This window comes from Mycobacterium sp. Marseille-P9652 (assembly GCF_902652685.1).
Lineage (GTDB): Bacteria > Actinomycetota > Actinomycetes > Mycobacteriales > Mycobacteriaceae > Mycobacterium.
Genome location: NZ_CACRUY010000035.1, coordinates 12,656 through 32,636, shown reverse-complemented (window position 1 = coordinate 32,636; position 19,981 = coordinate 12,656). Strand labels below are relative to the sequence as shown.

19 protein-coding genes, 1 other RNA gene and 1 pseudogene are annotated in these 19,981 nt (G+C 68.5%); 6 read left to right on the top strand and 15 right to left on the bottom strand.

All coding sequences use genetic code 11. From position 1 onward, the window contains the following. The first annotated feature begins 142 nt into the window (after nt 1–142). On the top strand, nt 143–826 hold the full coding sequence (locus tag GPY60_RS17815) for a TetR family transcriptional regulator (RefSeq protein ID WP_156689016.1): 684 nt from the start codon (nt 143–145) through the stop codon (nt 824–826). Between the two features lie 113 nt (nt 827–939). Here GPY60_RS17815 and ssrA read toward each other — a convergent pair. The 11 genes and pseudogenes from ssrA to prfB all read right to left on the bottom strand — a co-directional run bounded on the left by ssrA (nt 940) and on the right by prfB (nt 9,813). Further along, nucleotides 940–1,307: a transfer-messenger RNA gene (ssrA, locus tag GPY60_RS17810) on the bottom strand. A gap of 178 nt (nt 1,308–1,485) precedes the next feature. Continuing rightward, entirely contained in the window at nt 1,486–2,448 is a 963-nt protein-coding gene (locus tag GPY60_RS17805; RefSeq protein WP_156689015.1) for a ferritin-like domain-containing protein, read from the bottom strand. Nucleotides 2,449–2,594: 146 nt separating this feature from the next. Beyond that, complete coding sequence (locus GPY60_RS17800) at nt 2,595–3,632, bottom strand: tetratricopeptide repeat protein (RefSeq protein ID WP_156689014.1); 1,038 nt, start codon at nt 3,630–3,632, stop codon at nt 2,595–2,597. A 6-nt stretch (nt 3,633–3,638) separates the two neighbouring features. Then, on the bottom strand, nt 3,639–4,868 hold the full coding sequence (locus tag GPY60_RS17795; protein WP_156689013.1) for an AAA family ATPase: 1,230 nt from the start codon (nt 4,866–4,868) through the stop codon (nt 3,639–3,641). A 57-nt stretch (nt 4,869–4,925) separates the two neighbouring features. Continuing rightward, nucleotides 4,926–5,039: pseudogene (locus GPY60_RS17790) on the bottom strand (EamA family transporter); the annotation flags it as partial. A 67-nt stretch (nt 5,040–5,106) separates the two neighbouring features. Beyond that, a complete protein-coding gene (gene smpB / locus GPY60_RS17785; RefSeq protein ID WP_156689012.1) occupies nt 5,107–5,616 on the bottom strand; it encodes an SsrA-binding protein SmpB in 510 nt (169 codons plus the stop codon). Between the two features lie 2 nt (nt 5,617–5,618). Beyond that, entirely contained in the window at nt 5,619–6,512 is an 894-nt protein-coding gene (ftsX, locus tag GPY60_RS17780) for a permease-like cell division protein FtsX (protein WP_156689011.1), read from the bottom strand. Continuing rightward, a complete protein-coding gene (ftsE, locus tag GPY60_RS17775; protein WP_156689038.1) occupies nt 6,513–7,202 on the bottom strand; it encodes a cell division ATP-binding protein FtsE in 690 nt (229 codons plus the stop codon). It abuts the gene before it with no gap. A gap of 43 nt (nt 7,203–7,245) precedes the next feature. Further along, the gene (locus GPY60_RS17770) at nt 7,246–7,728 is read right to left on the bottom strand and encodes a hypothetical protein (RefSeq protein WP_156689010.1); all 483 of its coding nucleotides are present in this window, start codon (nt 7,726–7,728) and stop codon (nt 7,246–7,248) included. Beyond that, nucleotides 7,725–8,717 (bottom strand): mechanosensitive ion channel family protein, encoded by a 993-nt coding sequence (locus tag GPY60_RS17765; protein ID WP_156689009.1) that lies wholly within the window; start codon nt 8,715–8,717, stop codon nt 7,725–7,727. Before GPY60_RS17765 ends, GPY60_RS17770 begins: the two co-directional genes overlap by 4 nt. Continuing rightward, complete coding sequence (gene prfB, locus GPY60_RS17760) at nt 8,704–9,813, bottom strand: peptide chain release factor 2 (RefSeq protein WP_156689037.1); 1,110 nt, start codon at nt 9,811–9,813, stop codon at nt 8,704–8,706. The genes GPY60_RS17765 and prfB overlap by 14 nt, the downstream gene beginning before the upstream one ends. A gap of 161 nt (nt 9,814–9,974) precedes the next feature. Between prfB and GPY60_RS17755 the strand changes: the two genes are divergently transcribed. Further along, complete coding sequence (locus GPY60_RS17755; protein ID WP_156689008.1) at nt 9,975–11,339, top strand: FAD-dependent oxidoreductase; 1,365 nt, start codon at nt 9,975–9,977, stop codon at nt 11,337–11,339. 14 nt (nt 11,340–11,353) lie between these two features. On the opposite strand, the gene GPY60_RS17750 is transcribed toward GPY60_RS17755, so the two are convergent. Both GPY60_RS17750 and GPY60_RS17745 read right to left on the bottom strand, forming a co-directional pair. Beyond that, complete coding sequence (locus GPY60_RS17750; RefSeq protein WP_156689007.1) at nt 11,354–11,557, bottom strand: hypothetical protein; 204 nt, start codon at nt 11,555–11,557, stop codon at nt 11,354–11,356. Nucleotides 11,558–11,588: 31 nt separating this feature from the next. Next, nucleotides 11,589–13,295 carry a sensor histidine kinase gene (locus GPY60_RS17745; RefSeq protein ID WP_156689006.1) on the bottom strand — a complete coding sequence of 569 codons (1,707 nt, stop codon included), beginning with the start codon at nt 13,293–13,295 and terminating at the stop codon, nt 11,589–11,591. Nucleotides 13,296–13,926: 631 nt separating this feature from the next. Between GPY60_RS17745 and GPY60_RS17740 the strand changes: the two genes are divergently transcribed. Continuing rightward, nucleotides 13,927–15,084, top strand: a complete 1,158-nt coding sequence (locus tag GPY60_RS17740) for a PPE family protein (protein ID WP_156689005.1) — start codon at nt 13,927–13,929, stop codon at nt 15,082–15,084. Between the two features lie 6 nt (nt 15,085–15,090). Here GPY60_RS17740 and GPY60_RS17735 read toward each other — a convergent pair whose 3' ends face one another. Then, nucleotides 15,091–15,420 (bottom strand): hypothetical protein, encoded by a 330-nt coding sequence (locus GPY60_RS17735; RefSeq protein WP_156689004.1) that lies wholly within the window; start codon nt 15,418–15,420, stop codon nt 15,091–15,093. Between the two features lie 92 nt (nt 15,421–15,512). Here GPY60_RS17735 and hisN point away from each other — a divergent pair, with 92 nt between their 5' ends. From hisN to GPY60_RS17720, 3 genes are all read left to right on the top strand, one after another. Then, nucleotides 15,513–16,292, top strand: a complete 780-nt coding sequence (gene hisN, locus GPY60_RS17730) for a histidinol-phosphatase (RefSeq protein WP_156689003.1) — start codon at nt 15,513–15,515, stop codon at nt 16,290–16,292. An 82-nt stretch (nt 16,293–16,374) separates the two neighbouring features. After that, complete coding sequence (locus GPY60_RS17725; protein WP_156689002.1) at nt 16,375–17,778, top strand: acyl-CoA dehydrogenase family protein; 1,404 nt, start codon at nt 16,375–16,377, stop codon at nt 17,776–17,778. Between the two features lie 41 nt (nt 17,779–17,819). Beyond that, entirely contained in the window at nt 17,820–19,025 is a 1,206-nt protein-coding gene (locus GPY60_RS17720; protein WP_156689001.1) for an acyl-CoA dehydrogenase family protein, read from the top strand. An 82-nt stretch (nt 19,026–19,107) separates the two neighbouring features. Here the strand turns inward: GPY60_RS17720 and GPY60_RS17715 are convergent, their stop codons facing one another. Continuing rightward, complete coding sequence (locus tag GPY60_RS17715) at nt 19,108–19,965, bottom strand: oxidoreductase (protein ID WP_156689000.1); 858 nt, start codon at nt 19,963–19,965, stop codon at nt 19,108–19,110. Nucleotides 19,966–19,981: the final 16 nt, after the last annotated feature.

Below are 19,981 nucleotides of genomic sequence, written 5' to 3'. Positions count from 1 at the left end.
CGCAGTCTTCATGAGGATTTTCATTCGAACTGGCGCGGGTGAAGCGACAAGATATCGTTGAACCCCGGCCCCCAGTCCGCAATACTTCTAGCTACAGGTTGTCACGTCATACCGAAGTGGAGCACGATGATGGGCCTTTCCCTTGCGTAGCCATGGCTGGTCGGGCCGCACGCCGGCCTCCGATGAGGAAGCCGTCAACAGGATTCTGGACGCGGTTGACTCGTTGGTTGCCGAAGGCGGATCGGCCATCCGCGTCAGCGACGTGGCCCGCGTTCTGGGAGTGAGCCGCCAGACCGTCTACCGTTACTTTCCCGGGGCTGAAGCGCTGATGGTCGGCAGCCAGATGCGTTCGGCCAACGGATTTCTCGATCGTTTAGCCGATCACCTGCGGGGGTGGACAAATCCGGCGGCTGCCGTCGTCGAGGGGGTCGCATTCGCCGCCGAGGAGTTCGCCGACGACCCGCTCATGGCCCGCGTCCTGGAGGCGCGGTTACCGGGTGGCACGTCGGCCTCGTTCACCGCCGGCGCGGCGTTTGGTCTGGGACGAGAGATGTTCCGGCGATATGACGTCGACTGGGCCGCCCATGGCTTCGACCGGGCAGCGATGGACGACCTCATCGAACTCGCTGTCCGCACACTCCAGTCGGTTCTGCTCGATCCTCCCGAACGGCCGCTCAACCCTGTGGCACTCCGCAGTCTCGTGGGCAGATGGCTCGGACCGGCCGTCATCTACCACCAACTGACCCGCGACATCGATGCACTCAGCGCTCTCACGCATGCCGGCCAACTGGCTTCCAGCGCTTGCGGATCAGTCAAAATGGCATGACCGGTGCGCATCCAGCCACCCACAGCTACCAAACTCCGTACCGCTACGCTGCCGCCGGTACCCACCAAAAGGGACAGGCCAGAGCGAAAATACACTCTGGCCTGCCAATTCACTTGTGGAGCTGCCGGGAATCGAACCCGGGTCCTACGGCATTCCCTCAAGACTTCTCCGTGCGCAGTCCGCTATGCCTCTGCTCGGATCTCCTGGTCACGCGAACAAGCCAGGATGACGATCCCAGTCGCTGTTGATGTCCCGATGAGTCCCGCGACCGGACTCACCGGTGGATCCCTCTAGCTGACGCCAGGCTCCGGGTCGAGGGCTTTCCCGGTCTGACGGACTAGCTGTCGCTTAGGCAGCGAGAGCGTAGTCGCGCTGATGTGAATCGGCGCTTATATGGTTGCAACGACGCTTACGGTGGTCTCTTGCCTGCACCGGCACGCTTCCCTTGATTCGATGCGCGAAGTCGAAACCGTTCAGCCCCTTGTCTTACTTCGAGCATCCCTGCCGACCTTCGGCAGGACATCCAATGGTACTCGGTTATCAACACCCGGCCACGGATTTATCTTCCCGCTGGGAGCCGGCATTGCACGAGCCGAGTGCCCCCGGGTCTGCTGACGGCCGGGGGCACTCGGTGACGGGAGCAACGCTGGCTCGGATCGCTACTTGATCCCGACGACGTCCTTCGCGATGGCGGCGACGTGGGTCTGCGCCGCCGATACGATGCGCTGCCGATTCTTGTGCGCCTCTTCGTAGGCAATGATGGCGCGAACGTCAGCGGGGTCCGTCAACTTCTTGATCGCCGCCACCGCGTCGTTCACGCTCAGGTCGTCGTACTTGCGGATGGGTAGCTCCCTGGCGTCCAGGACGCCGGCCGCTGTGCGACCCGAGTGCAGGGCGTCAGCGGTACGGTCCGCGCCCTCCGAGCGGGTGACGCGCTCCGCGGCGCGCAGGGCGGCGCTCTGCGACGCGGACAGCGCCTTGGCCGCGATCTCGCCGGCGTTGCCGCCGCGCTTAATCAGGTCGTTGAACGCGGGCCCCGCCGAGCGCAGCGCCTCGACGGTGCGGTCAACGCCGCGCGCCGACCACTCGACCGGCAGGTTGACAAACTTCACCGCGGTGCCGGCGGCCGCCTGCAACGGCGTACGGCGCAGCGCGGCCGGGCCGCCCAGCGCGTCCTCGGCGAGCACGGTCGTCAGCCAGTCCACGGTGGCCGAGTGCGCGGTGATCAGGCGCTCGGTCAGGTTCTCGATGTCCTGCCGCTTCGCGGCGACGGCAAGCGCCTTCGCGTAGCGGGCGCGGTCCAGCAACTGGTCCTCGAGAGCGAGGTCGCCCAGCAGCGCCTCGTCGAAGGGTTGGGCCTGCTCGGTGAGCGCCTTGACGGTCGCGGCCGCGCGGCCCAGGAAGGGCCCAATGACGTCGGGGTAGCCCCCCAGTTTGCGGATTGCGGACTCCAGGGAGTCGGCCCGCTTGCGGGCGTTGTCGGCGTTCTGGGTGAGCTCGCGGCGCACGGCCTCGGTGCGCGCCTGCATGATCCGGGTCTCGGCGACCTGGATCTCGGTGTGGGTCAGGTCCAGCAGCGTGCGCAATTGCGCGAGCAGACGTGTCGTGTCCGGTGCAGTCATGAAGAATCGACCTCCTGGGCTTGTTGGCTTTGGTCGGCGCGATCGCGCCCGTAACTTTCGTCTACCCATGTCCCCCGTGAGCCCAATCTCGTGGGCTGAAATGTGACGCAGGTCGCATCCTCGACGACGCCGGGGCCGCCGGGAGCTTACTTGCCGGTGAACAGGCCCAGCCGGAACACGATGAACCCGCTGACGGCGAGGACCACGCCAATGGCGACCAAAGGTTGCGGACCGGGGTACACCACCACCCACAGCCCGGCCACCACGGCCGTCACCGCGTGCAGCAGACGCACCGCCGCGAAATACCTTTGCCGCAGAACGGAAGCCAGCACGTTGCGCGGGATGGTGCGGGCAATCCAGGCCAGTACCACTGCGATCGCCGCGGTGAGCACGCCGCAGATGCCGCGAAGCGCCCCGGTCGGCCGCCCTTCGCCGTGCAGAACGGCCGCGAAGGCGACCAGGAATCCGAGCACCGCCGCGACGATGGTCACCACCATGAGCACCTTGCGCAGCACCACACCGATGTTGCTGCGGGCCAGCTCCCCGAGCGCGGGGTCGCTCCCAGCGGCGCCGAGAAATCCCCGCAGGGCCCGGCTTAACCTGCCGCGCTGCAGCCGGTTGACGGCCAGATTGTTGAGCGCCTCGGCGTTGCCGGGGTCGAGCTCCAACGCCGCGCGATAGCAGGCGTCGGACTCCGGGATCCGGTTCAGCTCGTGCAGGATCGAGCCGCGCAACACCAGCGCGTCGACGCTGACGGGGTTGAGCCGCAGGGCCTGGTCAATCTCTTGTAGGGCGAACTGCTGGTGGCGACCCGCGTGCAGCAGACGCGCATACGTCAGGTGCTGCAGCGGCTCATTGGGGTGAGCGAGCACTCCGCGCCACGCCATCCACAGCGCGTCCTTGGACCGGCCCAGCCCGGCGAGCGACCAGGCATAGAGCCGCATGGCGAACTCGTCCTGCGGTGACGCGCCCAGCGCGGCGTACGCGCTGTGCGCGGCGGCCTGATAGTTGCCGAGCGCGATTTCGGCCTGGGCGTGGCGCGCGAGCAGGGCCGGGTCGTTCGGATGTTGGGCCAACCCGCGGCGAATGACGTCGCGCGCCCGCTCGTAGTTCTTGGAGTCGAAGTACGCGCTAGCGAGCCGGAGGACGTCGTCGCCCTGGTCGACGCCGAGGCCGGACGTCACGGTGCGTCACCGAATCTTTCGGCGGCGCATGTACTTTGCCAGTTCGTCGTAGGTGCCGTCGTTGTTGGCGAAGTCGACGACGTTGCGCGCGATCTCGAACCACGGCCCGGTGCTGGGGCGCACCTGCGCGAGGGCGGCGTTGACGTCGGCCATCGTCACCGGGCGGACCTGCCCGGCCCGCATCGAGTCGGCCATCGCCAGTTGCGTTGCGCTGTCGCAGATGTGGGCGAGGTCGGCACCGGAGAACCCTTCGGTGCGGCCGGCGAGCGAGTGCAGGTCGATGCCCGCGACCGGTCGGTCCTTGAGGTGAAACCGCACGATCGCGGCCCGCGCTTCCGCGTCGGGCAGGCCGACGAAGATCATCCGGTCGAACCGCCCGGGCCGCCGCAACGCGGCGTCGACGTCCCACGGCGCGTTGGTCGCGCCCAGCACGTAGACGCCGTCGTTGCCGGAGGTGGCCGAGTCCATCTCCTCGAGCAGGGTGTTGACGACGGGCCGCAGCCCCGAGCTACCGCTCAGCGCCGACCGGCGGTGCCCCAGCGCGTCCACCTCGTCGAAGAACAGCACGCAGGGCGCATTGCGGCGCGCGCTGTCGAACACCGAACGGAGGCTGCGTTCACTCTCGCCGAAATAGCGGTGCAGCACGTCGGCGATGCCCACCTGGTAGAAACTCGCGCCCAGCTCACCGGCCACGGCCTTGGCGACGTGCGTCTTGCCGCAGCCCGGCGGTCCGTAGAGCAGCAGGCCGCCGCGCGCGGACACCTTGTACGCCTTCATCAGTTCGGGATTGCGCAGGGGTCCGAGCAGCGACATCTCGAGTTGCCGTTTTACGTCGGGCATTCCCGCGACGTCGTCGAGCCGCATCTGCACGCGTTGGATGGCCTCGAAGTCATTCTCGTCGAGGGCGTCGGCGCTCGCCTCGACGAAAGCCGGCTCGATGATGCCCTCGACTTCCCGTTCGGCGCTCGACCAGTCGAACCCGTCGTCCGCGGCGGGCTCGGGGGCCTGGGGATCGGGTGCCGCCAGCGCCGCGCTGCACCGCTGCACCAGCCGCAACGCGTCGGCGTTTCCGGCGTCCTGAGTCAGCGCCGTGCTGCAGTGGGCCAGCGCCTCGGCGTAGCGCCCCTTGTCCGCGAGCAGCCCGGCGAGGTGCAACCGCAACTCGACCACGCCGGGGCTGCGTTCCACCGCGGCGGACAGCTCCCGCACGACGGGGTCCTCGTCAACCGCGCCCAACTTGATCTCCCCACCGGCTCGATAGTCCCGGCTCAATAGTAAGGGGGGTCGCGGCCCTCAGCTTGCGGCGATCATCGCCACCGAACCCATGGCCAGCACCATGCCCACCCCTTGGCAGCGGCTCACCCGCTCACGCAGGACCACCATCGCCAGCACCACGGTGGCCGCCGGGCCACGCCGCCGACGAAATCGCTGACGCCGTAGGTGACCGCGGAGAGTTGGGCGTAGGCCGCCCCGATCAGCTCATGCCCTTGGCGCGCCGGCCCATCTCTCGGACCACTTCGCGGTTTGCGTCGCGGCGGGCCATGTCCTGACGCTTGTCGTAGGCCCGCTTGCCGCGCCCCAGCGCAAGCTCGACCTTGACCTTTCCTTCGGTGAAATACAACGACATTGGCACCAGCGCGAGGTTACCATCGCGTATCTTGCCGACCAGTCTGTCGATTTGTTGCCTATGTAACAACAACTTTCGGTTGCGGCGTGGCTCATGGTTGGTCCAGCTACCGTGCTGGTACTCCGGAATGTACATGTTGCGCAACCACACCTCGCCGTCGTCGACGGTTGCGAACGCGTCCGCCAGCGAGGCCTGGCCCTCGCGCAGGCTTTTCACCTCGGTGCCCTGCAACGACACCCCGGCCTCGTAGACCTCTTCGATCGAATAGTTGTGCCGCGCTTTGCGATTGGTGGCGATGATCTGTTTGCTGCCCCGCTTGCCGGCCGCCGCTTTGCGCCGCGCGGGATTGTCGGCCACAGCTACCGCCGGATGTAGAGCCGCAGGGTCGCGTAAGCGGTGAGTCCGGCCATCGACACGCCGAGCAGGAACAAAATCGGGGATACGTAGAGGATGTCCGCATAGTCGACTTTGGCGATCAGGTGGGCTTGGTAGAACTGGCTCAGGGCGTTGTCCAGGAACATCGCGCGCACGAAGATCAGGCCGACGATCGCGATGGCCACACCGAGCGACGCGGCGAACATGGCCTCCACCAAGAACGGCAGCTGCGTGTACCAGCGGCTGGCTCCCACCAGGCGCATGATGTTGATCTCGGTGCGCCGCGTGTAGGCCGCGACCTGAACCATGTTGGCAATGAGCAGGATTGCCCCGACGGCCTGCACCAGCGCGATGGCGAACGCCGCGTTGCGCAACCCGTTCAGCACGGCGAAGAGCCGGTCGATCAGCTCCTTTTCGTTGAGGATGCTGCGCACGCCGGGCTGACCCTGCATCGCGGCGTCGAACTCGGAATGCTGCTCGGGGTTGTTGAGCTTGACGACGAACGACGCGGGGAACGAATCCTTGCCGGCGACGTCCTTGAACTCCGGGAACTTCCGGATCGCGTCGTTGTACGCGGCCTCCCGGTTGACGTACCGCACCGACTTGACGTCCTGGCGTGACTCGATCTTGCCGCGCAATTCCTTGCACGGCGCCGACGCGCATGTGGCGTCGTTGGCCGAGATGTCGTCGGTGAGGAAGATCTGCGTCTCGACGCGATCGAGGTAGATCTCCTTGGAGTTGTCCGCCAGGCGGACGACCAGCAGGCCGCCGCCGAACAGGCCGATGGAGATCGCGGTCGTGAGAATCATCGCGACCGTCATGGTGATGTTGCGGCGAAGCCCGGTCAGGACCTCGTTGATCAGGAAGCCAAAGCGCACTTAGCGGTCCATCCCGTAGACGCCGCGCTGCTCGTCGCGGACGAGCCGGCCCAGGGAGAGCTCGAGAACCCGCTGCCGCATCGAGTCGACGATGTGGTGGTCGTGGGTGGCCATGAGCACCGTCGTACCGGTGCGGTTGATCCGCTCCAACAAATCCATGATGTCCTTACTGGTGTCCGGGTCCAGGTTGCCGGTGGGTTCATCGGCCAGCAGCACCAGGGGCCGGTTCACGTACGCGCGGGCGATCGCCACCCGCTGCTGCTCACCACCCGACAGCTCGTGCGGCAGCCGGTTGGCCTTGCCCGACAGCCCGACGGTCTCGAGCACGTCCGGCACCGTCCGGTTGATGGCGTCGGCACGCTTGCCGATCACCTCGAGCGCGAATGCGACGTTCTCGTAGACCGTCTTCTGCTGCAGCAGCCGGAAGTCCTGGAACACGCACCCGATCACCTGACGCAGCTTCGGCACGTGCCGGCCGGGCAGCTTGTTGACGTGGAACTTCGAGACGCGCACATCGCCGTTGTTCGGCGACTCCTCGGCGAGCAGCAGCCGCATGAACGTCGACTTGCCCGAGCCCGACGGGCCGATGAGGAAGACGAATTCACCCTTGTCGATCTTGACGTTGACGTCGTCGAGTGCGGGACGCGCCGACGCTTTGTACTTCTTGCTGACATGGTCCAGGGTGATCATCACGGCACGCCAGTGTAGCCGTGAATTTCGCTGGCGAATGTCGTCAACCGACCGGCGGCGGCGTCGAAGGGGCCGGACCGGGACCCGGCTGGGGTAGCTGGGAGGGTGTCGGCGCTGGGCTTGCGCTGGGCGGGCACAAGGGCGCCGGCAGCAGGCACGGGGGCGGCGGCAGCCCGAACGGCGGGGGCGACGTCGTGGTCGTCGTGGTGGTGATCGGGACGGTGGTCGTCGGCGTCGGCACGACCGTGCTGGTCGGCGTCGGCGTGAACGTGGCCGGCGGCTGCTGCACCCGGCTGCGGGGCACCCAGGTGTAGTTCGGGTCCGGGACGAACCCCGGTGGCACCACCTCCGGGGCCGTCGGCTTGTCTGCCGGTTGCGGGCGGTACGTGTCGTAGACCCACCACACCGCCATGAACGCCACGATCAGGACGACCGTCGACGTCCGGACCCGACCGCCGAACAGGTGGCTCCAGGGTTTGCGCGGGGCGTCTTTGCGCTTCTCGAAGACGTTCAGCGTGAACTTCACCGCACCGCATCCTGGACTTCGCCCTGGGCTTTCTCTTCGGCGGCCTTGGCGGCCGGGACGGCGGGATCTTCGACGAGCCCCACCGTCGCGTCGGCGGCCGTGACGATGCCGGCCAGCGCGAGGGCCCGGATGACGAGCACCCGCAACTGGCGGCCGGCCTCGAACTGCTTGCCGGGCAGGGTGCGCGCGACGAGCCGCAGGGTGACGGTGTCGACTTCGATGCTCTCGACGCCCATCACTGTGGGGGCGTCGAGCAGCAGGTCGCCCAGGACCGGATCGTCGAGGGCGTGCTCGCACTGCTCGTGCAATACCTCGTTCACCCGGTTCAGGTCGGCGCTCGTCGAGACGGGGATGTCGACCACCGCCCGCGCCCAGTCCTTGGACAGGTTGACCGATTTCACGATCTGCCCGTTGGGCACGGTGAACACCTCGCCGTCGGGCGAACGCAGCTTGGTCACCCGCAGGGTGACGTTCTCCACGGTCCCCGACGCGTCGGTGTTCGAGCCCGAGATGGTGAGCCGCACCAGGTCACCGAAGCCGTATTGCTTCTCGACGAGGATGAAGAAACCGGAGAGCAGGTCCCTCACCAACTGCTGGGCGCCGAAGCCCAGCGCCGCCCCGAGCACGGTGGCCGGCGCCACCAGGCCCGTCACCGAGAAGCGCAGGATGTCGGCGATCTGCAGCATCACCCAGATGCCGATGAGGACGACGGAGACCCAGGAGATCACCGACGCGACGGCCTGGCGGTGCTTGGTGGCCTCCGAGCGCACCAGCGCGTCGCTCTCGGCGAAGCCCTCGTCGAGCTGCCGGGTCACCTGCTGGGCGACCCAGTTCACGAACCGGGCCGCGAGCACCGCCGCGATCAGCACCATGACGATCCGCAGGCCGCGCGTGATGATCCATTGACCGAAGTCGCCGCGCCAGAACTCGTGCCAGCCCAGCGACGTCAGCGTGTGCGTCGAAGCAAGAACAGTGTTAGTCGTCGTCATCTTTCCGGTTACGCCACCGGATTCCCGCTTCCAGGAACCCGTCGATGTCTCCGTCCAGCACGGCCGCGGGATTGCCCACCTCGTAGTCGGTTCGCAGATCCTTGACCATCTGGTACGGGTGCAGTACGTACGAACGCATCTGGTTGCCCCAGGAGCTGCCGCCCTCGCCTTTCAGCGCGTCCAGCTCAGCGCGTTCCTCTAAGCGCTTGCGTTCCAACAACTTTGCCTGAAGAACCCGCATCGCGGAAACCTTGTTCTGCAATTGCGATTTTTCGTTCTGGCAAGTGACCACGATACCCGTCGGGATGTGGGTTAAACGAACCGCCGAGTCGGTGGTGTTCACCGATTGGCCGCCGGGGCCGCTGGAGCGGTAAACGTCAACGCGCACATCGCCTTCCGGGATGTCGATGTGATCGGTGGTCTCCACCACCGGCAACACCTCGACTTCGGCGAACGACGTCTGGCGCCGGCTCTGGTTGTCGAAGGGGCTGATTCGCACCAGCCGGTGGGTGCCCTGCTCGACCGACAAAGTGCCGTATGCGAACGGGGCGTGCACCGCGAACGTCGCGCTTTTGATGCCGGCCTCTTCGGCGTAGGACGTGTCGAACACCTCGACCGGGTACTTGTGTTGCTCGGCCCACCGGATGTACATGCGCATCAGCATCTCGGCCCAGTCCGCGGCGTCCACGCCGCCCGCGCCGGAGCGGATGGTGACCAGCGCCTCGCGTTCGTCGTACTCGCCCGACAGCAGCGTGCGCACCTCGGTGGCCTCGATGTCGGCGCGCAGCGCCTTGAGTTCGGCGTCGGCCTCGGCCAGGGAGTCCGTACCGCCCTCCTCGGCCGCCAACTCGTAGAGGACCGGCAGGTCGTCGAGGCGCTGCCGCAACTCCTGGATGCGGCGCAACTCCCCCTGCGCGTGCGACAGCTCGCTGGTGACGCGCTGCGCCCGGGCCTGGTCGTCCCAGAGGTGGGGGTCGGACGCCTCGTGTTCGAGCTTCTCGATGCGCCCGCGCAGACCGTCCACATCGAGCACCCGCTCCACCGTGGTCAGGGTGGAGTCGAGGGCTGCTATGTCGGCTTGACGGTCGGGTTCCACAGCGCACCACGTTACCGGCGCCGCGCCCGGCGTCGAATGCTCAGGTGGCGGCCGCGGGGCACCGTTTAGCATCGAGTCACACTGCTGTGCGCCCGCGCCGCGCGCCGGCGGCCTGTTCAAGCCTCCCCGCTCGCGGCCCGGCACGAAACGAAGGCTTTGCTATGCGCCCTTACCATGTCGCGATCGTCGGGTCCGGCCCGTCGGGATTCTTCGCCGCGGCGTCGTTGCTGAAAGCCGCCGACGGCACCGACGACTTCGACGTCGTCGTCGACGTCCTGGAGATGCTGCCGACACCGTGGGGCCTGGTGCGCTCGGGCGTGGCGCCCGACCACCCGAAGATCAAGTCGATCAGCAAGCAGTTCGAGAAGATCGCGGAGGACCCCCGATTCCGCTTCTTCGGCAACGTGGTGGTGGGCGAACACGTGCAGGTCGGGGAGCTGGCCGAGCGCTACGACGCCGTCGTCTACGCGATCGGGGCGCAATCCGACAAGTCGTTGCAGATCCCCGGCGAGGACCTGCCGGGCAGCATGGCCGCGGTCGAGTTCGTGGGCTGGTACAACGCGCACCCGCATTTCCAGGAGGCGTCGCCGGACCTGTCCGGCGCCCGCGCCGCCGTGGTGGGCAACGGCAACGTCGCCCTCGACGTCGCCCGCATCCTGGTGACCGACCCCGAGGAGCTGGCCCGCACCGACATCGCCGACCACGCCCTGGACTCGCTGCGGCCGTGTGGTGTGGAGGAAGTGGTGGTCATCGGCCGGCGCGGTCCGCTGCAAACGGCGTTCACCACGCTCGAGCTGCGCGAGCTGGCCGACCTCGAGGGCGTCGACGTGATCGTCGACCCGGCGCAGCTCGAGGGCATCACCGACGAGGACGCCGCCGCGGTCGGCAAGACCACCAAGCAGAACCTCAAGGTGTTGCGCGATTACGCGGCGAAAGCGCCCCGCGAGGGCCACCGGCGCATCGTGTTCCGGTTCCTGACCTCGCCGATCGAGATCAAGGGCGACGGCAAGGTGGAGCAGATCGTGCTGGGGCGCAACGAGCTGGTCACCGACGAGAGCGGACGGGTGGCCGCGAAGGACACCGGTGAGCGCGACGTGTTGCCGGTCCAGCTGGTCGTGCGCTCGGTCGGTTACCGCGGGCTGCCGACGCCGGGGCTGCCGTTCGACGAGAGGTCGGCGACGATCCCCAACACCGACGGCAAGGTCGAGGGCAGCCGCAACGAATACGTCGTCGGGTGGATCAAGCGCGGACCGACCGGGGTGATCGGCACCAATAAGAAGGACTCGCAGGACACCGTCGACACCCTGCTGGCCGACCTGGCCCGCGCGGGCGACGGGCTCGCGGACTTCCCGCCGGACCACGCCGACCAACTGGCGGCCTGGCTGGCCTCACGCCAGCCGAAGCTGGTCACCTCGGAGCACTGGGAGATCATCGACCGCCACGAACGTGCCGCGGGCGAGCCGCACGGGCGTCCCCGGGTCAAGCTGCCGAACCTGGCCGAGCTGTTGCGCATCAGCCACGGCTGATCCGCGCTCCCGGCTCAGCGTCTGAAGACGACGAACGCCCCGCCGGCCAGCAGCAGCGCGATCGCGGCGACGATGGCCCAGCCGGCGCCGGCGAGCCACCAGATGGCGCCGAGCACCCCCAGCGCCGGCGACACGGCGAAGAGCACCAGAACCGGGTGCTGCCTGATCACCTCGAGCGCGCTGGTCGCCCGCATCCGCTCGATGTCTTTGCCCGCCACGCCCTCAAGGATGCCAGCTGCAGATCGCCGATCAAAGCAGCGGCGCCGACCACCGCAGCACGGTGCCATCCGTGCTCTCGACCGTCAGCTCGCCGCCGGACTCCGCCGCGCGCCGGCGCAGGTCCGGCCAGTCGTCGGTGCCGGACGGATCGCCGCCACCGTCGTCGCTGACCTCGATGTGGAGGTCGTCGGCGGCGGTGACCCGAACCGTCACCGTCGTGACCCCCGGGCGCCCGGACGCGTTGCGCAGCGCCGCCCGGACGACCGCTTCGGCCTGATCGGCGAGCGCGCCTTCGACCACCGACAGCGGCCCGACGTATTGAACGGTGGTGCGCAACCGCGTGCCGACGAGGTCGGCGATCGCCTCGTCCACCCGCTGCCGCAGCCCGGAGGCGCCCTGGGGCGCGCCGTGCAGGTCGAAGATCGTGGTCTGTATCTCCTGGATGACGGCCTGCAGATCGTCGACGGCTTGGGACAGCCGGTGCTGGACGTCCGTGTCGCGGGCCCGCGACATCGCGCCCTGCAGCGTGAGGCCGACGGCGAACAGCCGCTGGATCACGTGGTCGTGCAGCTCGCGCGCGATGCGATCCCGCTCGGTCACGACGTCGAGTTGGCGCGTCTCGCGCTGTGACGAGGCCAGCTGCCAGGCCAGCGTGGCCTGGTCGGCGAACGCGGCCATCATCTCCAGATGCTCGTCGCTGAACGTCACCGCGCTGTCCGCGTGCAGCACCACGACGACCCCGGCGATGGTGTCGCTGGCCCGCAGCGGCAGCGCCAGGGCGGACTGTGCGTCGATTCCGTCGACGGCGATCGCGTGCACCCGCCGCGGCGCACTCCTCGCGAACACCTCGGCGAGCGACGTGCCCGCCACCGGCAGGGTTCGCCCGATGGCGTGGGCTGCCAGCCTTCCGACGGTCTCGATGACGAGGAGCTCGGTGGCGTCGGCGGCCGGCGTGTTCTCGTCCACCGGGATCGCCACCAGTGCGCCGTCGGCCCCGGTCAGCTTGACCGCCTCCTCCGCGACGAGCCGGAACACGCTCGCCGGTTCGGTGCCGGCCAGCAACTCCGTGGCGATGTCCCGGGTGGCCTCGATCCAGGACTGGCGGGCCTTGGCCTTCTCGTAGAGCCGGGCGTTGGCGATCGCGATGCCCGCGGCGGCCGCCAGCGCCTGGACCAGCACCTCGTCGTCGACGCTGAACGGCTTCCCGTTCGTCTTGTCGGCCAGGTACAGCGTGCCGAAGGATTCTTCGCGCACGCGCACCGGCACCCCGAGGAAGCTGCGCATCGGGGGGTGGTGAGCCGGGAAGCCGATCGACGCGGGGTGCTGCGAAATGTCCTCGAGGCGCAGGGCTTTGGGTTCATGGATCAGCAGGCCGATGATCCCGTGCCCCTGCGGCAATCCGCCGATGCGTCGCACGGTGTCGTCGTCCATGCCCTCCTGCACGAACTGCAGCACGCGACCGTCCTGGCCGTGCACCTCCAGGGCGCCGTAGCGGGCGTCGACGAGGGCGGTCGCCGAGTGCACGATCGACCGCAGGGTGGCGTCCAATTCGAGGCCCGAGGTGACGACCAACATCGCCTCGACCAGGCCGTCGAGGCGGTCACGACCCTCGACGATGAGCTCGACCCGGTCCTGCACCTCTGCGAGGAGTTCGCGCAGGCGCAGCTGGGACAACGTCTGACGCACCGGGCCGATGGCGGCGTCGGGCCGGTCGCCGGTCGGCGGGACCGCGGTCATCGGCGGTCGATCCGGGGGTTCACGGGTTCCTCGACCGCACCGCCGCCGGCGGACGTCTCGCGTGGTGCGCGCTGCACAGGCCGACACAGACCGTCGGGGCTGAGTGCTTCATCGCGGTCTCCTGCGGTGCTCGGGACGGCTCCCCGCGCCAACGTTATGAAGTGCAGCCCGCGGAACCCCAGAGACATTGGTCTACATATCCGTGCCATTGGTCCCTATGCGCGGACCGAAATCGCCGGTGCCGCTCCACAAGACGCGCTTGGCTACGGCGTCGGGCGGGCGGCGGTCCGGGGAGCCGTCGACTCAGATGCGGAGCAGAAGCAGCCGGTGTTCGCGTGCGGGGTTGAGCGCGATTCCTCGGCGATTTCATTGACCGGCGGTCATCGTCATGCCCCGCGCGGCGCGTCGTCGGCCACAGCAGCCGTCGCGGCTCGGTGTCCATCATTGCCATCGATGAAAAGCGTTGAGCACAAATGTTTTCAGTTAAATGGCGACGCGTTTCTGCGGCCGATATCCCCTGAGGTTGCGGAATTTGCGCCTACATTTCTATGACCGTCGCCGACGCGGCGGCGGATTGAATGCCGAATCGGGCGCGGCACGATTGACACGGATCAAACAGGGAGATCTGACAATGGATTACGCCTTTTTCCCGCCCGAATTCAATTCCGTCCGGATGTACACCGGCCCCGGTTCGGGCTCGCTGCTGGCGGCCGCAGGAAGCTGGGATTCGTTGTCGGCCGAATTGGCGACGACCGCCGAGACCTACGATTCGGTGTTGTCGGTCCTCACCGGCCTGCACTGGCGCGGTCCCGCATCGCAGTCGATGACCGCGGCCGCCGCCCCCTACGTGGAGTGGCTGACCCGCACGGCCCAGCAGACCAAGCAGACCGCCATGCAGGCCAGGGCGGCGGCGGCGGCTTTCGACCACGCCTTCGCCATGACGGTCCCCCCGCCGGTGGTCGCCGCCAACCGCGCCCAGCTGCTGGCGCTGATCGCGACGAACCTCCTGGGCCAGAACACCGCCGCGATCGCGGCCACCGAGGCGCACTACGCCGAGATGTGGGCCCAGGACGCGACGGCGATGAACGGCTACGCGGCCAGTTCGGCGGCGACCACCCGGCTGACGCCGTTCCCGTCCCCGCAGCAGAACACCGATCCGAACGGCGCGGCCGAACAGAACGCCGCGGCCGCCCGGGCCGCCAGCGACCCGGTCTCCACCGTCTACGACACATTGAGGGGGTTCAGCGATCAGATCTGGAATCAGCTGGACAGCCTGCTCTCGCTGAGTCCCATCCCGATCGGGCCCAACGGCAACAACAGCCTCAACATTCTGGACTCGATTCAGCTCGTGAACACCGCCCTCTCCGGAACCGGGACCATGGCCGGCATCCCCGCCTCGCTCACCGGCGCCCAGGCCAACCTGACCTATCTCGCGGGGGTGGCGGGGCCCGCGCCGGCGCTCGGGCCCATCGGCCTCGGCAAGCTCACGGGCGCGGCGGCGGAGCCCGGGCTCGGTGGGCTGCCCAACGCGGTCACGGTCGGCATGGGCCGGGCCAACGCGATCGGGCCGATGTCGGTACCGGCGGGCTGGTCGGCGCCGTCGACCAGTCGGGTGGCGGCGCTCGAACCCGCCGGGCTGACCACCCTGCCGGGCACCGAAGAGCTGGCCGGCTCGGGATACCCGGGCGTTCCCGGGATGCCGGCCGGAACGCTGGCGCGCGGCTCGGGCGTCCTGCCGCGATACGGGACCCGGCTGACGGTGATGACGCGCCCGCCCGCCGGGGGGTGAGAGCTGCTAGGCCGCAGGGGGTACGGCCGGGGCGAGACTCCACTTGTCCGGGTTCTTCGGGGAGTACACCACCGGCAGCAGCTGGCCCACGCTCGGCCATTGGTCGACGTCGACCGCCATGCGCGCGTACACCTCGTGCTCGCTGACACTGGGCCCGTTGATGACGCCGGCGATGGTGACGAACTGCTCGCCGGTGGCCTCGGGGCGGGGGCTGACGCCGGTCACCAGCAGCGTCCCGTTCAGCACCTCACCCCGCGGTCCGTGCGGCCCGAAACGCTGGATGAGGAGCACCACGAGGACACCCGCCAACAGGATCAGCACACCGAATTCCCACACCCGGCCATAGTAGGGCGCGCGAGCGGCAGTGGTAGGACTGCTCACATGAGCCGCGCCCCCGACGATGCAGTGCTTTACCAGGGTCAGCGCCCATGACGCCGGACGATCTGACGCTGGTCCTGACGCTCGCCGACCGGGCCGACACGCTGACCTCGGCCCGCTTCGGGGCGCTCGACCTGCGCGTCGACACCAAACCCGACCTGACGCCGGTGACCGACGCCGACCGCGCGGTCGAAACCGACCTGCGCGAGACGCTCGCCCGCGAACGTCCGGACGACGCCGTCGTCGGCGAGGAGTTCGGCGGCACCACCACGTTCTCGGGGCGGCAGTGGGTGATCGACCCGATCGACGGCACCAAGAACTTTGTTCGCGGGGTGCCGGTGTGGGCCAGCCTGATCGCGCTGCTCGAAGACGGCGTCCCGACCGTCGGTGCGGTGAGCGCGCCGGCGCTGCAACGCCGGTGGTGGGCGGCGCGCGGGCGCGGCGCGTTCGTCGCGGTGGCCGGGGCGCCGCCGCGACGGCTGTCGGTGTCCTCGGTGTCCGAACTGGGTTCGGCCAGCCTGTCGTTTTCCAGCCTCTCCGGATGGGCGCAGCGGGGCCTGCGGGAACGCTTCATCGCGCTCACCGACGCGGTGTGGCGGGTGCGCGCGTTCGGCGACTTCCTCTCCTATTGCCTCCTCGCCGAGGGGGCGGTCGACATCGCCGCCGAGCCGGAGGTCTCGGTGTGGGACCTCGCGGCGCTGGACGTCCTGGTGCGCGAGGCGGGCGGCGTGCTGACCGGGCTGGACGGCACCGCCGGGCCGCACCGCGGGAGCGCGGTCGCCACGAACGGCGTGCTGCAGCGCCGGGTGCTCGACAGCTTGGCGTTGTGAATTAGTTAACAACGTGGTCCTACTATCTTACTCCGGAGTAAGATAGACTTATCGCATCGCCCCAACGACCGAGGCTGCACACATGACCGAAACTCTTTCCGGTTCGAACAAGCAAGCAAAATCCTCCCGCCCCACACGGCGCGGCGCCGAAAACGGCGTCGGCCTGCAACGGCACAGGCGGACAGCCGTCGACATCGCGATCGCGCTGCTCACCCCGCTGGTCGGGCAGGAATTCCTGGACAAATACCACCTGCGCGATCCCCTCAACCGGGGCCTGCGCTACGGCACCAAGACGGTCTTTTCGACTGCGGCGGCGACGTCGCGTCAGTTCAAGCGGGTGCAGAGCCTGCGCGGGGGGCCGACCCGGCTGAAGTCGAGCGGCAGGGACTACTTCGACCTGACCCCCGACGACGACCAGAAGATGATCGTCGAGACCGTCGACGAGTTCGCCGAGGAAATCCTGCGACCGGCCGCGGCCGGGGCCGACGAAGCGGCGAGCTATCCCCGCGACCTGATCGCCAAGGCGGCGGAACTGGGCATCACCGCGGTCAACATCCCCGAGGACTTCGACGGCATCGCCGAACACCGCTCCAGCGTGACCAACGTGCTGGTGGCCGAGGCACTCGCCTACGGCGACATGGGGCTGGCGCTGCCGATCCTGGCGCCCGGCGGCGTCGCGTCCGCGCTGACGCACTGGGGCAGCGCCGACCAGCAGGCGACCTACCTCCACGAGTTCGCCGGCGAGAACGTTCCCCAGGCGTGCGTGGCCATCGCCGAACCGCAACCGCTGTTCGACCCGACCCACCTCAAGACGACGGCCGTGCGCACCCCGAGCGGTTACCGCCTCGAGGGGGTGAAGTCGCTGGTTCCCGCGGCCGCCGACGCCGAGTTGTTCATCGTCGGCGCGCAATTGGACGGCAAGCCGGCGCTGTTCATCGTCGAGTCGTCCACCAAGGGCGTGACCGTGAAGCCGGACCCGAGCATGGGGATCCGCGCCGCGGCGCTGGGTCAGGTCGAACTCTCCGGGGTGTCGGTGCCGCTGAGCGCGCGCCTGGGCGAGGACGAGGCATCGGATGCCGACTACTCCGAGGCGATCGCGCTGTCCCGGCTGGGTTGGGCGGCGCTCGCCGTCGGCACCTCGCACGCGGTGCTCGACTACGTCGTCCCCTACGTCAAGGAGCGGGAGGCCTTCGGCGAGCCGATCGCCCGCCGCCAGGCGGTGGCGTTCATGTGCGCCAACATCGCGATCGAGCTCGACGGCCTGCGGCTGATCACCTGGCGCGGCGCCGCGCGGGCCGAGCAGGGGCTGCCCTTCATCCGGGAAGCCGCGCTGGCCAAGCGCCTCGGCGCCGACAAGGGCATGCAGATCGGCCTCGACGGCGTGCAGCTGCTCGGCGGCCACGGCTTCACCAAGGAACACCCGGTCGAACGCTGGTACCGCGACCTGCGGGCCATCGGCGTCGCCGAGGGCGTCGTAGTCATCTAAGTCGTCATCTGAATCTTCTCCCCCGAGCCGAAAGACCAATCATGGCAATCAATCTGGAACTGCCCCGCAAGTTGCAGGCGGTGATGACCAAGACCCATCAGGGCGCCGCCGAGCTGATGCGGCCGATCGCGCGCAAGTACGACCTGGCGGAGCACGCCTACCCCGTCGAGCTGGACACCCTGTACAACCTGTTCGCGGGCGCCTCGGAATCCTTCGAATTCGCCGGGGCCGACGCGCTGCGCGCCGAGGACGACGACAAGGGCGCCAACCGCAACGGCGCCAACATGGCCGCGCTGCTGCAGACGCTGGAGGCCAGCTGGGGCGACGTCGCGATGATGCTGTCGGTTCCGTACCAGGGCCTCGGCAACGCGGCCATCTCCGCCGTGGCGACGGACGAGCAACTGGAGCGCCTGGGCCAGGTGTGGGCGGCGATGGCGATCACCGAGCCGGGCTTCGGGTCGGACTCGGCGGCCGTGTCCACCACCGCGAAGCTCGACGGCGACGAGTACGTCATCAACGGCGAGAAGATCTACGTCACCGCCGGGTCGCGCGCCACCCACATCGTGGTGTGGGCGACGCTGGACAAGTCGAAGGGCCGCGCGGCCATCAAGTCGTTCATCGTCCCGCGCGAGCACCCCGGCGTCACGGTCGAGCGGCTCGAGCGCAAGCTCGGCATCAAGGGCTCCGACACGGCGGCGATCCGGTTCGACAACGTCCGCATCCCGAAGGAGAACCTGCTCGGCAACCCGGAAGTCGAAGAGGGCAAGGGATTTTCGGGGGTCCTGGAGACCTTCGACAACACCCGGCCGATCGTGGCCGCCATGGCCATCGGGGTCGGGCGCGCCGCGCTGGAGGAGATCCGCCGAATCCTCACCGAGGCGGGGGTGGAGATCTCCTACGACAAGCCGTCACACGTGCAGAGCGCCGCGGCGGCCGAGTTCCTGCGGATGGAGGCCGACTGGGAGGCCGCCTACCTGCTGGCGCTGCGCGCCGCCTGGCAGGCCGACAACAAGATCCCCAACTCCAAGGAAGCGTCGATGAGCAAGGCCAAGGCCGGCCGGATGGCCAGCGACGTCACGCTCAAGACCGTCGAATTGTCCGGAACCGCAGGCTATTCCGAGCAGTCCTTGCTGGAGAAATGGGCGCGCGACTCCAAGATCCTCGACATCTTCGAGGGCACCCAGCAGATCCAGCAGCTGGTGGTGGCCCGCCGCCTGTTGGGCCTGTCGTCGGCCGAGCTCAAGTAGCGGGCGCGTTCGGGCGTCGCGCCGAACGTGCACTGGCGGCGGAGATTCGGGCGTTTTTTCGCCGTCAGTGCACGCTCGGCGATCAATCCGCGAGCGCGTTCAACTGCTCCAGCGTCGCCGAGTCCAGGTCGATGGACGCGACGTCCATGTTCTCCTCGAGGTGCCCGATCGACGAGGTGCCCGGGATCAGCAGGACGTTGGGCGCGACGCTCAGCGTCCACGCCAGGGCGACCTGCGGCGGTGTGCGCCCGATCCGCTCGGCGACCTGCCGGATCAGCGGGTGGCTCAGCACCGGGTTCGGCCTGACGAAGGCCGCGCCCAACGGGAAGAACGGGACGAAGGCGATCCCGCGCCTCGCGCACTCCTCCAGCACGGGTTGCGACGATCGGTCCAGGACGTTGAAAGCGTTTTGCACGCAGACGATCTCGTTGCGCTCGAGGGCGTGCACGAGGTGCTTGCCGGTGATGTTGCTCAGCCCGATGCCGCCGATCAGCCCGTCATCGCGGGCGGCGATCATGACCGAAAGTTGTTCGTCGAACAACTCGTCCGGCTCTTCGCTTTCGAACACGCGCAGGTTCACGGCGGCCAGCTGGTCGGTGCCGAGCGTGCGCAAATTCTGCTCGAGGTCACGGCGCAGGTCGGTCGGCTCGTCGACGGGGAGCCAGGCGCCGGCATCGTCGCGGCGTCCACCGACCTTGCTCACCAGCGCCAGGTTCTCCGGGTAGGGATGCAGCGCCTCCCGGATGAGCTCGTTGGCCACGTCGGGCCCGTAGAACTGCGCGGTGTCAATGTGGTTGACACCGAGTTCGACCGCCCGCCGGAGCACCGCCAGCGCCTCGTCGCGGTCCCGCGGCGGCCCGAACACGTTCGGGCCCGGCAGTTGCATCGCGCCGTAGCCGATGCGCGCGACCGAGAAGCGACCGAGTGGAAAGGGATCCATGTCCTGAGGCTAGCGT